Consider the following 12,720-nt stretch of genomic DNA (forward strand, 5'->3'; position numbering starts at 1 on the left):
GCGTCTTACAACGGGATATTGTCGTGCTTTTTCCACGGGTTGCTCAGCTTCTTGTTGCGCAGCGCGGCAAAGGCGCGGCTGACGCGCTTGCGGGTGCTGCGCGGCTGGATCACCTCGTCGATAAAGCCACGTTCGGCCGCCACGAAGGGATTGGTGAAGCGGTCTTCGTAATCCTTTGTATGCGCGGCGATCTTGTCGGCATCGCCCAAATCGGCGCGATGAATGATCTCGGTCGCGCCCTTGGCGCCCATCACCGCGATTTCCGCCGTCGGCCAGGCATAGTTGAAATCGCCGCGCAGGTGCTTGGAGGACATCACGTCATAGGCCCCGCCATAAGCCTTGCGGGTGATCACCGTGACCTTGGGCACCGTCGCCTCGCCATAGGCGAACAACAGCTTGGCGCCATGCTTGATCACCCCACCGTATTCCTGACTGGTCCCCGGCAGGAACCCCGGCACATCCACCAGCGTCAGGATCGGAATCTCGAAGCAGTCGCAGAACCGCACGAAGCGCGCCGCCTTGCGGCTCGAATCGATATCCAGACACCCGGCCAGAACCATCGGCTGATTGGCCACCACGCCCACGGTCTGCCCTTCCAGACGGATGAAGCCGGTGATGATGTTCTTGGCGTAATCTTCCTGAATCTCATAGAAATCGCCCTCGTCGGCGACCTTCTCGATCAGTTCCTTCATGTCGTAGGGCGTGTTCGGGTTGGCCGGGATCAGGGTATCCAGGCTTTCCTCCACACGGCCCGGCTCGTCGAAGAACGGGCGCACCGGCGGCTTTTCCCGATTGTTCAGCGGCAGGAAATCGACCAGCCGGCGCACCTCGGCCAGCGCCTCGACATCGTTCTCGAACGCCCCGTCCGCGACCGAACTCTTGCGCGTATGGGTCACCGCGCCGCCCAGTTCCTCGGCGGTCACCTGTTCGTTGGTCACGGTTTTCACCACATCGGGGCCGGTCACGAACATGTACGAGCTGTCCTTGACCATGAAAATGAAGTCCGTCATCGCCGGGCTGTATACCGCACCGCCCGCGCAAGGGCCCATGATCACGCTGATCTGCGGGATCACGCCCGAGGCTTCGATATTGCGCTGGAACACCTCGGCATACCCCGCAAGGCTGTCCACGCCTTCCTGAATGCGCGCCCCGCCCGAATCGTTCAGCCCGATCACCGGCGCACCGTTCTGCATCGCCATATCCATGATCTTGCAGATCTTCTCGGCATGGGTTTCCGACAACGACCCGCCGAACACCGTGAAATCCTGGCTGAAGACATAAACCATCCGGCCATTGATCGTGCCCCAGCCGGTCACGACACCATCGCCATAGGGGCGCTCTTTCTCCATGCCGAAATCGGTGCAGCGATGCGCCTTGAACATGTCGAACTCTTCAAAGCTGTCCTCGTCGAGCAACAGTTCGATCCGCTCGCGGGCGGTCAGCTTGCCCTTGGCATGCTGCGCGTCGATCCGTCTCTGCCCGCCGCCCAGCCGGGCCTCGTCGCGGCGATCCTCGAGTTCCTGAAGGATATCTTTCATGTCGGTCCCCTTGCGATTTTGCGCGACCATAGGCAATGCAGGCGCTGTCACAAAGAAGAATCCGGCAAATTTGCAAAACCTCGCAAATTTCATCCTGCTAATCTGAAAATCTGCAAACTCCACAACGGATTCCCCAACCGTCACCTCATGCCATCCAATCTGTGCATTTCGCCACAGTTCCTTGTGCATGGACAAAACCGCGAGGCAGGCCTAACCCTGTTCCATGACCGACATGCACCCCTCCCGATTTCTGGATCGCGCCTCGCCGCCGCATATCGCCACGCTGATCCTGCTGGCGGGGATATCGGCACTGGCCATGAACATCTTTCTGCCCTCCCTGCCGGGCATGGCGGCCTATTTCGACACGGAATACCGGGTGCTGCAACTGTCGGTCGCCCTGTACCTGGGGGTGAATGCGGCGCTTCAGATCGTCATGGGGCCGATCTCCGACCGCTTCGGCCGCCGCCCCCTGATCCTCGGCGGGCTGGCGATTTTCCTGATCGCCACCCTGGGCTGCATATTCGCCACCAGCACCCTGATGTTCCTGACCTTCCGGATGTTTCAGGCCACGGTCGTGGTAGCCATGGTGCTCAGCCGCGCCGTGGTGCGCGACATGGTCCCCGAAGATCAGGCCGCCAGCATGATCGGCTATGTCACGATGGGCATGGCCGTGGTTCCGATGATCGGCCCGACCATCGGCGGCGCGCTGGATCAGATGTTCGGCTGGCAGGCCAGTTTCTGGGCGCTGTTCCTCCTCGGCGCGATGGTCACATGGCTGGCGTGGCGCGACCTCGGCGAAACCGCACCGCAGTCTGGCCAGACCCTGCGCCAGCAGATCGCGGACTACCCCGAGCTTCTGTCCTCACCGCGCTTCTGGGGCTACGCGATGGCCACGGCGCTCTCCTCTGGCGCGTTCTTTGCCTATCTGGGCGGCGCGCCCTTCGTGGGCGACCGGGTCTTCGGGCTCGATCCGGCGGTTCTGGGGCTCTATTTCGGAGCGCCCGCCGTCGGCTACATGGTGGGCAGTTTCATTTCGGGGCGCTTCTCGATGCGGCTCGGCGTCAATCGCATGGTCCTTTGGGGATCGCTGATCAACACCATCGGAATCGCCGTTAATCTCGGCCTGTTCTATGCCGGGTTCGGCACTCCCCTCACCTTCTTCGGACTGATGACGCTGATGGGGCTCGGCAACGGCATGGTCATTCCCAACGCCACCGCCGGGGCGCTGTCGGTGCGCCCGCATCTGGCCGGCACCGCCAGCGGCTTGTCCGGCGCGCTGATGATCGGCGGCGGCGCGGCGCTGTCAGCCCTGGCCGGGCTGCTCCTCACCCCCGGCTCCGGGGCCTACCCGCTTCTGTGGATCATGCTGACCACGGCCTTGGCCGGGATCGCCGCCATCGCGCTGGTCATATGGCGCGAACGCCACCTGACCCTGCCCTAGGACCGGGGGCCACCCCGCCTACCCCGTCAGCAGCCGCAGGGCAATCGCCCACATGGTCGCCCCCACCACGGCATCCAGCACCCGCCAGCTGCCAGGGCGGCGAAACAGCGGCGCCAGCCCCCGCGCGCCATATCCAAGCCCAAAGAAGAATACGAAACTCGCCAGAACCGCCCCGGCGGCAAAGCCGGGTTTATCGTCGTATTGCGCACTGACCGAGCCCAGCAGAACCACCGTATCCAGATAGACATGCGGATTGAGCCATGTCAGCGCCAGACAGGTCAGCAGCGCCCGGCGCAGGCTCGCCGCCCCCTCGCCCGCCTCCAGACTCTCGCCACCGCGCCACGCGGCGATGAAATTGCGCGCACCATACCAGATCAGGAACGCCGCCCCGCCATAGCGCATCACCCCCTCCAGCCCCGGCACCGCACGGGCCAGCGCACCAAAGCCCAGCACCCCCGCCGTCACCAGCACCGCGTCCGACAGCGCACAGACCAGCACCACGGGCAGCACATGCGCGCGCCGCAGCCCCTGCCGCAACACAAAGGCATTCTGCGCCCCGATCGCCAGGATAAGAGAAAACCCAAGGGCGAATCCTGCGCCCATCGCCTGCGTCATACCTGCCTCCACAATCCGACAGGGGCTTGCCTACCGATCCGCAGAACATTACTCAAATTAAAGTTCATTGCCCGTAATCAGGATTTCTAATGCAGCTCGACCCCGCCCAGCTTGCCGCCCTCTCGGCCATCCTTCGCACGGGCGGCTTTGCCGCCGCGGCGCAGGATCTGGGCATCACCCAATCCGCCATCTCGCAACGCCTCAAGACGCTCGAGGACCGCGTCGGCGCGCAGCTCGTGACGCGCGGCCAGCCCTGCACCGGCACCGAAACCGGGCGCCGCCTTGCGGCCCATGCCGAACAGGTCGGCCTGCTCGAAGCCCGGCTTGCCCGCGACATCGGCGCGCTCGCCCCCGCTCCCGACACGCGCCTGCGCATCGCCGTCAACGCCGACAGCCTTGCCACATGGGTGCTCGAAGCTCTCGCCATGGTGCCCGGCCACACCTTCAGCCTCGTGATCGACGATCAGGACGTGTCCGCCGAATGGCTCCGCCGGGGCGAGGTCCTGGGCGCGGTCACCGCCAGTTCCACGCCGGTCGCCGGATGCGATGCAATGCCGCTCGGCATCCTGCGCTACATCCCCACCGCCAGCCCCGCCTACATGACCCGGCATTTCCCCGACGGTCTGACGCCCGAGACCATCGCCCGCGCCCCGATGCTGCGCTTCAATGCCAAGGACCGGCTGCAACACCGCTGGATCGCGCGCTACATGGGGGTACAGGCCAGCCCGCCCTTTCACGATATCGCCTCCTCGCAGGCCTTCGTGCGCGCCGCCTGCCTCGGGCTCGGCTGGGGCCTCAACCCCGACCATCTGGTGCAGGCCGAACTGTCGCGCGGCACGCTCGTACCGCTCCTGCCCGACAGCCCGATGGACACGCCGCTCTACTGGCAATCCTCGCGCCTGCTCGGCCCCGCCCTCGCCCCCCTCACCCGCGCCATCCGCCACGCCGCCCGGACCTGCCTGCACCCGATGGAGGGATAGCCGGACACCCCGACTTGCCTCCAAGATGGACACAAGGTCTGGCACAGCACCGGATTTTCGTACAAAACCCACGTCCCTTTCGTACGTTTCGTACAAATTCTTATTCCCTCCAACAAAACAAAAAACGGCGCCCGTCAGGACGCCGCTTTCAAACCATATGACGGCCGCGTTACTCCGCCGCCAACTGGTCCATCACCTCGTCGGAGGCTTCGAAATTGGCAGTGACGCGCTGCACGTCGTCGTCATCCTCCAGCGCGTCGATCAGCTTCATCAGCTTCTGCATGCCGTCCAGATCCATCTCGGTCGTGGTGGTCGGCTTCCACACCAGCTTGGTCGACTCGCTTTCGCCCAACTCGTTCTCAAGCGCGCCGGACACGTCGTTCAGGTCGGTATCGGCGCACCAGATAATATGGCCGTCCTCGCTGCTTTCCACGTCCTCGGCCCCCGCCTCGATCGCCGCCATCATCACCGTGTCGGCATCGCCCACCCCGGCGGGATACGTCACCTCGCCCTTGCGCTCGAACATGAAGCCCACGCTGCCGGTCTCGCCCAGGTTGCCACCGTTCTTGGTAAAGGTCGACCGCACGTTGCTGGCGGTGCGGTTGCGGTTGTCGGTCATCGCCTCGACGATCACCGCCACCCCGTTCGGGCCATAGCCCTCATAGCGGATTTCCTCGTAATCCTCGCCATCGCCCGCCGAGGATTTCTTGATCGCGCGGTCGATCACGTCCTTGGGCACCGAATTGGACTTGGCCTCTTTCACCGCCAGACGCAGGCGCGGGTTTTTCTCGGGATCGGGGTCGCCCATCTTGGCGGCAATGGTTATCTCTTTGGAAAGCTTTGAGAAAAGCTTCGACCGCGCAGCGTCCTGACGCCCTTTGCGGTGCTGAATATTTGCCCATTTGGAATGGCCGGCCATACGTGTCTCCGATTGGAATGTCCCTGATTTCGGCCTGATATAAGGCAGGCCGAGCCCCTATCGCAACCCGCTTGCGCCGCGCCGCCCAATCGGGTTGGCTGAACGAACGAAACCGGAGAGCGCCATGAATGTCGATCAGATCGTCCTGTTTTCCCTGTTCGGAGCCTTGTTCACCCTGCTGATCTGGGGCCGGTACCGCTATGACCTCGTGGCGTTTGCCACACTGCTCTGCGCCGTGGTTCTGGGCGTGGTGCCCGCCGAAACGGCCTTTACCGGATTTGGCCACCCGGCAACGATCATCGTGGCGCTGGTGCTGGTCGTATCGACGGGTCTGGTCAATGCCGGCGCGGTTCAGATAATCACCCGCACGGTCGTGGACGGCGGCCGCAGCCTGCGCTCCCATATCGCCCTCCTGGGCGGGATCGGGGCCGTCCTGTCGGGATTCATCAACAACGTGGCGGCCCTCGCCCTGCTCATGCCGGTCGACATACAGGCCGCCCGCAAGTCCAGTCGCGCCCCCGGCCTTTCGCTGATGCCGCTCAGCTTCGCGACGATTCTGGGCGGCATGGTCACCCTGATCGGTACGCCGCCCAACATCATCATCGCCTCGATCCGCCAGGCCGAACTGGGCCGCCCTTTCGAGATGTTCGATTTCGCCCCGGTCGGGGTGGTGACGGCACTGGCCGGCATGGCCTTTGTCACGCTGGTCGGATGGCGGCTGATCCCCGAACGCGCCGCCACCCGCGACCCCGCCGGAGCCCTGCACGAAACCTCGGCTTACCTCGCCGAACTCTCGGTGCCCGATAACAACGGCCTCGTCGGCAAACGCCTGTCCGAACTCGATGAAACCGCCACGAAAAGCGACGTGTCGATCCTCGGCCTGATCCGTGACGGCACGCGCCGCTACGGCAGTTCGCGCGGGACCGTGCTCAAGGCCGACGACATCCTCGTGCTCGAAGCGCAGCCCGACGCGCTCGACGATTTCCGCGCCGCGCTCGGGCTGGCCTATACCGATGCCGACCGGCGCGAGCTGATCGAGGGCGAAACCGACGGGCTGACCCTGATCGAGGCCGTCGTGCCCCGCGATGCGCGCATCGCGGGCACCTCGGCGCAGGCCGTGGGCCTGCACTGGCGGCAGCGCTCGGTCATCGTCGGGATATCGCGTCAGGGCCGCCGCATCACGCAGAACCTGCGCCGCGCCCGGATCACCCCCGGCGACATCCTGCTGCTGCTGACCCCGGCCGATGCCGGGCCGCAGGTGATCAACTGGCTCGGCTGTCTGCCCCTGGCCCAACGGGGCCTGTCGATCACCCGGCAAAACAAGAGCTGGCTGGCCATCGCGCTGTTCGCCGCCGCCGTGGCCGCCGCCACCGCCGGGCTGATCCCGCTCTCCATCGGGCTGGGGGGCGTGGTGGTGGGCTACGTCCTCAGCGGGATCGTGCCGCTGCGCGATCTCTACGATCAGATCGAATGGCCCGTGGTGGTCCTGCTCGGCTCGCTCATCCCCCTGGGCGAGGCGCTCAGCGACAGCGGCGGAACCGAGCTTCTGGCCTCGCAACTGGTCGGGCTGACCGGCGACCTGCCGACATGGGCCATCCTTGCGGTGCTCATGGCCGTGACGATGACCCTCTCGGACGTGCTCAACAATACCGCCACGGCGATTGTCGCGGCCCCCGTGGGGATCGAGATCGCCAACCGGCTGGATGCCGCGCCCAATGCCTTCCTGATGGCGGTCGCCGTCGGGGCGTCCTCGGCCTTCCTCACCCCCATCGGGCACAAGAACAACACGCTGATTCTCGGGCCCGGCGGCTATCGCTTCGGCGATTACTGGCGCATGGGCCTGCCGCTCGAACTGATCGTCATCGCCGTGTCGGTGCCGATGATCCTGCTGGTCTGGCCGCTCTGAGCACCGCTCACAACGGCCAGATCAGCGGAATAAGCGCGCTGGCCAGCAGCCCCACGCTCAGGTTCAGCGGAATACCGACCTTCATGAAATCGGTGAACTTGTACCCGCCGGGGCCATAAACCAGCGTATTCGTCTGGTATCCGATGGGGGTCGCGAAACTGGCCGAGGCCGCGACCATCACCGCCACCACCAGCGGGCGCGCGTCGATCCCCATGACATCGGCCAGCCCGATCGCGATCGGCGTGATCACCACCGCCACCGCATTGTTGCTGACAAGCTCGGTCAGAACCGAGGTCAGCAGATACACCGCCCAGACGATCAACACCGGTGGCAGGGCCGACAGAACCGGCGCCAGCGCCTCGACGATCAGGCGCACCGCGCCCGACGCCTCCAGGGCCGCGCCGATCGCCAGCATGGCGAAAATCAGTGCCAGCAACCGCCCGTCGATAAAGGAAAACGCCTCGTCCGCGTCGATGCAGCGCGTCACCAGCACCACCGCCACCGCGACAACGGCCAGCGCCAGAATGGGCGCCACGCCAAGCCCCGCAAGCGCGACGATCCCGGCCAGCGCGGCCACCGCCAGCGGCGCATGCCCCCGCCGGAACGCCCGCGCCGAAGGTTTCGAGACATCCACCAGGTCCATCTCGCGCGACAGGCGCTGGATGTCCTCGGGTGCGCCTTCCAGCAGCAGGGTATCGCCCACCCGCACCACCAGATCGTCCAGTTGCCGCCCGATATTCTGGTTCCGCCGGTGCACCGCCAGCGGATACACCCCGAACCGCCGCCGCAACCGCATCGCCCCCAGGGTGCGCCCCACCATGCGGCATCCCGGCGTGATCAGCACCTCGACCGTGGTGGTTTCCACCGCCGACACCTGATCGACCCGCTTCAGGCTCTTGTTGCGCTGAAGACTCAGAAGTTCGGTCATCTGCGTGCGCAGCACCACCCGGTCGCCCACCTGCAACTGCACGCCCTTCAGGTTGCGCCGCAGCGACAGATCGCCCCGGATCACGTCGATCAGGCGTACGCCCTCGCGCTTGAACAGCTGCACCCCCGTCACCTCGCGCCCGATCAGGTTGGAATCCGGCGGGATGACCGCCTCGGTAAAGAACTTCATGCGCGAACGGTCCGACAGCATATCGGCCATCGACGCCCGGTCCGGCAACAGGTGCGGCCCGACGAAGCGCAGATAGAGCGCGCCCCAGACCACCAGCACGACGGCCAGCGGCGTGACCTCGAAAATGCTGAACGGCTCAATCCCGTGGGTGCGCGCCACACCATCCACCAGCAGGTTGGTCGATGTCCCGATCAGCGTCAGCGTGCCCCCCAGAATGGCGGCATAGCTCAGCGGAATCAGCAACTTGCTGGCCGGCATTCCCAGGGTGCGCGCCAGTTGCACGAACACCGGAATCATCACCACCACCACCGGCGTATTGTTCATGAAGGCCGACCCGGCCAGAACGCAGACGAACAGCAGCACGATAGCCACCCTGGGGCGTTCCTTGGCCTCCCGGTCCGCCAGAGAGGTCAGCGCATCCAGCGCCCCGGTGCGCACCAGCGCCCCCATGATGATGAACAGCATGGCGATGGTCCAGGGCGCCGGGTTGGACAGCACATCCAGCGCCGCGTCATAAGGCAGCACCCCAAACACCAGCAGCAACGCCGCACCGCTGATCGCCACCACCTCGGTCGGATAGATTTCGCGAATGAACAGCGCGAACATCGCCGCAACAACAGTCAGGGCCACAACCGCTTGTCCCGTCTGGGAAAACTCGAAAACGTCCATCCTACCTGCCTGTTGCAAAAATTGCTGCCGGCCATTTTCACCCATGGCGCGGGGCGCGGCAAGCGCCATCGCACAGAGCGTTAGGGAGCGGCCTGTTCCAGCCGCCCGCCCAGCCGGACCATGGCACAGCGCACGGCCTTGCCGGTCTTGTCGTCGGTTTCCACGAACAGCCCCGACAGGGTGACATCGCCCAGGGCGGGCTGGAACCGGCCCTTGCTCATGCCGGTCACGAAGCGGCGCATCGGCTCGGCCTTTTCCATGCCGATGACCGAATCGTAATCGCCGCACATGCCCGCATCGCTCTGATAGGCGGTGCCGCCCGGCAAAACCTGCGCATCCGCCGTGGGAATATGGGTATGGGTGCCCACGACGGCGCTGGCGCGCCCGTCGCAGAAATGACCCATCCCCACCTTTTCGCTGGTCGCCTCGCAATGCATGTCGATCAGGGCCGCCTGCACCGCCCCGCCCCGCGGATGCGCGCGCAGCACCGCATCGACGGCCGAGAACGGATCGTCGAAGCAGCGTTTCATGAACACCTGCCCCAGCACCTGCGCCACCAGCACCTTGCGCCCGCGCGCATCGGTGAACACCCGGTGCCCCCGCCCCGGCGCATCCCTGGCAAAGTTGATGGGCCGGATCACGCGCGGCTCGTTCTCGATGAATTGCAGCATGTCGCGCTGATCGAAGGCATGATCGCCCAGGGTCACGCAGTCCGCGCCGGCATCCAGAAGCAGCCTGGCGTGATCCCCGGTCAGGCCCATTCCGCCCGACGCGTTCTCACCGTTGACCACGACAAAATCCAGCCGCCACTCGTCTCGCAGCCGCGGCAGGGTATCGGCCACCGCACGCCGCCCCGCACGGCCCACGACATCGCCCAGAAACAGTATTCTCATGAGCGGATTGGTAGGCCCCGCCACGGCCAAACGCAAGGCCCGCCGCCGCGCCCGGCACAGCGCAGCCCGTTCTGCGGGACGACAAAACGCCGCTGCGAAATCCCGCCAGAACGGCCAAGGAATGCTTGCTGCACGGCCTCAGCTTGCTATGTATTGAGGGCAAACGCGCGTTCGATAACCATCATAACGAGGTCGGAATGAAAACTCTCATCACAGCAACCGCCGCCATGCTGGCCATCGCCGCTCCGGCGCTGGCCGAAGGCGACGCAGCCGCCGGCGAAAAGGAATTTCGCAAGTGCAAGTCCTGCCACATGATCGAGTCGCCCGAAGGTGAATCGATCGTCAAGGGCGGACGCGTCGGGCCCAACCTTTACGGGATCATCGGCAGCACCGCCGGCACGGTCGAGGACTTCCGCTATGGCGAAGCGCTCGTCGCCAAGGGCGAAGAAGGCCTCGTCTGGGATCAGGAAAACATCGTCGAGTACATGGAAGACCCGGCCAAATTCATCGGCGGGCGCTCGAAAATGACCTTCAAGCTGCGCAAGGGCGGCGAAGACGTCGCGGCCTACCTGGCGACGTTCTCGGAATAAACACCGGAAAATCAACGCATTACCCAAAGCCGCGCGGCGCTTGCCGTGCGGCTTTTCCTTTATCCCGCCCCGCGCCACGGGGCCGCGATGTCCGCCCGATCCCGCCACCCCCGCCCGGTCATAGGTTCAAGAGGGTGCGACAAAATTATTTGATCTGGGTCAACTTCTCGCATTGCCCCCTTGGTTCCGCCATTCTAAAACCTGAATGGATATGGGGGCCGGCGCAGAGTCGCGCGCCCGGAATTTTACCAGCAGGAGGCAGACAATGGCAGACGCAGCCATTCACGGCCACGAACACGAAGATCAGCGCGGGTTCTTTACCCGGTGGTTCATGTCCACGAACCACAAGGACATCGGTATCCTTTACCTGGTCACTTCGGCAGTCGTCGGCCTGATCTCGGTGCTCTTCACCGTTTACATGCGGTTGGAGCTGATGGAACCCGGCGTTCAGTACATGTGCCTGGAAGGCGCGCGCTTCACCGCCGCGGCCGCGGGCGAATGTACCCCCAACGGACACCTCTGGAACGTCATGATCACCTATCACGGCGTCCTGATGATGTTCTTCGTGGTGATCCCGGCCCTGTTCGGCGGCTTCGGCAACTACTTCATGCCGCTCCAGATCGGCGCGCCCGACATGGCCTTCCCGCGGATGAACAACCTCAGCTACTGGCTCTACGTGGCCGGGACGGCGCTTGGCGTCGCCTCGCTGCTGGCGCCGGGCGGCAACGGTCAGCTCGGCTCGGGCGTGGGCTGGGTGCTGTATCCGCCGCTCTCGACCAATGAAACCGGCATTTCGATGGACCTGGCGATCTTTGCCGTGCACGTATCGGGCGCCAGCTCGATCCTGGGCGCGATCAACATGATCACCACCTTCCTGAACATGCGCGCCCCCGGCATGACGCTGTTCAAGGTGCCGCTCTTCGCCTGGTCGATCTTCGTCACCTCCTGGCTGATCCTTCTGTCGCTGCCCGTTCTGGCCGGCGCGATCACCATGCTGCTGACCGACCGTAACTTCGGCACGACCTTCTTCGACCCGGCCGGCGGCGGTGACCCGATCCTCTATCAGCACATCCTGTGGTTCTTCGGCCATCCCGAGGTGTATATCATCATCCTGCCCGGCTTCGGCATTATCAGCCACGTGATCGCCACCTTCGCGCGCAAGCCCATCTTCGGCTACCTGCCGATGGTCTGGGCCCTCATCGCGATCGGCGTTCTGGGCTTCGTCGTCTGGGCGCACCACATGTACACCGTCGGCATGTCGCTGACCCAGCAAAGCTACTTCATGCTGGCCACGATGGTGATCGCGGTGCCCACCGGCGTTAAGGTGTTCAGCTGGATCGCCACCATGTGGGGCGGCTCGATCGAGTTCAAGACGCCCATGCTGTGGGCCTTCGGGTTCCTGTTCCTCTTCACCGTGGGCGGCGTCACCGGCGTCGTGCTCAGCCAGGCGGGCGTCGACCGCGCCTATCACGACACCTACTATGTCGTGGCGCATTTCCACTACGTGATGAGCCTTGGCGCCGTCTTCGCGATCTTCGCCGGTATCTACTTCTACTTCGGCAAGATCACGGGCCGCCAATACCCCGAATGGGCCGGCAAGCTGCACTTCTGGGCAATGTTCATCGGCGCCAACCTGACATTCTTCCCGCAGCACTTCCTGGGCCGTCAGGGCATGCCGCGCCGCTATATCGACTACCCCGAGGCCTTCGCGGTCTGGAACTACTGGTCGTCGATCGGTGCGTTCATCTCCTTCGCGTCCTTCGTGTTCTTCTTCGGTATCGTTATCTACTCGCTGCTCCGCGGTGCCCGCGTGACGCAGAACAACTACTGGAACGAATACGCCGACACGCTGGAATGGACCCTGCCCAGCCCGCCGCCCGAACACACGTTCGAGCAGCTGCCCAAGCGCGAAGACTGGGACAAACAGCCCGCTCACTGACCAGCGGACCAGACGGAAACCCGAAAAAGGCCCCGGACATCTCCGGGGCCTTTTTTCATCCCTGCAACCGGCGCCGTGCCGCCTCTGCGCGCCAGCCCGTCGCATTCTCCCTT

10 protein-coding genes are annotated in these 12,720 nt (G+C 64.7%); 5 read left to right on the plus strand and 5 right to left on the minus strand.

Going from position 1 to position 12,720, the window contains the following annotated elements; all coding sequences use genetic code 11:
- Positions 1-5: 5 nt before the first annotated feature.
- Positions 6-1,538 carry an acyl-CoA carboxylase subunit beta gene (locus tag BUB53_RS03255; protein ID WP_073033701.1) on the minus strand — a complete coding sequence of 511 codons (1,533 nt, stop codon included), beginning with the start codon at positions 1,536-1,538 and terminating at the stop codon, positions 6-8.
- A gap of 223 nt (positions 1,539-1,761) precedes the next feature.
- On the opposite strand from BUB53_RS03255, the gene BUB53_RS03260 reads away from it, so the two are divergent.
- Positions 1,762-2,979, plus strand: coding sequence for a multidrug effflux MFS transporter (locus tag BUB53_RS03260; protein ID WP_073032641.1), 1,218 nt, complete (start codon positions 1,762-1,764; stop codon positions 2,977-2,979).
- An 18-nt stretch (positions 2,980-2,997) separates the two neighbouring features.
- On the opposite strand, the gene BUB53_RS03265 is transcribed toward BUB53_RS03260, so the two are convergent.
- Positions 2,998-3,594 (minus strand): LysE/ArgO family amino acid transporter, encoded by a 597-nt coding sequence (locus tag BUB53_RS03265; RefSeq protein WP_073032642.1) that lies wholly within the window; start codon positions 3,592-3,594, stop codon positions 2,998-3,000.
- Positions 3,595-3,683: 89 nt separating this feature from the next.
- Here BUB53_RS03265 and BUB53_RS03270 point away from each other — a divergent pair, with 89 nt between their 5' ends.
- The gene (locus BUB53_RS03270; protein ID WP_073032645.1) at positions 3,684-4,574 is read left to right on the plus strand and encodes a LysR family transcriptional regulator ArgP; all 891 of its coding nucleotides are present in this window, start codon (positions 3,684-3,686) and stop codon (positions 4,572-4,574) included.
- A 169-nt stretch (positions 4,575-4,743) separates the two neighbouring features.
- On the opposite strand, the gene BUB53_RS03275 is transcribed toward BUB53_RS03270, so the two are convergent.
- Entirely contained in the window at positions 4,744-5,493 is a 750-nt protein-coding gene (locus BUB53_RS03275) for a YebC/PmpR family DNA-binding transcriptional regulator (RefSeq protein ID WP_073032647.1), read from the minus strand.
- Positions 5,494-5,617: 124 nt separating this feature from the next.
- Here BUB53_RS03275 and BUB53_RS03280 point away from each other — a divergent pair, with 124 nt between their 5' ends.
- Positions 5,618-7,399, plus strand: coding sequence for an SLC13 family permease (locus tag BUB53_RS03280; RefSeq protein ID WP_073032649.1), 1,782 nt, complete (start codon positions 5,618-5,620; stop codon positions 7,397-7,399).
- Between the two features lie 7 nt (positions 7,400-7,406).
- Here the strand turns inward: BUB53_RS03280 and BUB53_RS03285 are convergent, their stop codons facing one another.
- Together BUB53_RS03285 and BUB53_RS03290 are read right to left on the minus strand one after the other, a co-directional pair.
- Positions 7,407-9,185 carry an SLC13 family permease gene (locus BUB53_RS03285; protein ID WP_073032651.1) on the minus strand — a complete coding sequence of 593 codons (1,779 nt, stop codon included), beginning with the start codon at positions 9,183-9,185 and terminating at the stop codon, positions 7,407-7,409.
- An 80-nt stretch (positions 9,186-9,265) separates the two neighbouring features.
- Positions 9,266-10,078, minus strand: a complete 813-nt coding sequence (locus BUB53_RS03290; RefSeq protein ID WP_073032653.1) for a TIGR00282 family metallophosphoesterase — start codon at positions 10,076-10,078, stop codon at positions 9,266-9,268.
- 197 nt (positions 10,079-10,275) lie between these two features.
- Here BUB53_RS03290 and BUB53_RS03295 point away from each other — a divergent pair, with 197 nt between their 5' ends.
- Together BUB53_RS03295 and ctaD are read left to right on the plus strand one after the other, a co-directional pair.
- Complete coding sequence (locus tag BUB53_RS03295; RefSeq protein ID WP_073032655.1) at positions 10,276-10,668, plus strand: c-type cytochrome; 393 nt, start codon at positions 10,276-10,278, stop codon at positions 10,666-10,668.
- Between the two features lie 265 nt (positions 10,669-10,933).
- The gene (gene ctaD / locus BUB53_RS03300; RefSeq protein ID WP_073032658.1) at positions 10,934-12,607 is read left to right on the plus strand and encodes a cytochrome c oxidase subunit I; all 1,674 of its coding nucleotides are present in this window, start codon (positions 10,934-10,936) and stop codon (positions 12,605-12,607) included.
- Positions 12,608-12,720 lie beyond the last annotated feature (113 nt).

This window comes from Roseovarius pacificus, assembly GCF_900142665.1.
Classification (GTDB): domain Bacteria; phylum Pseudomonadota; class Alphaproteobacteria; order Rhodobacterales; family Rhodobacteraceae; genus Roseovarius; species Roseovarius pacificus.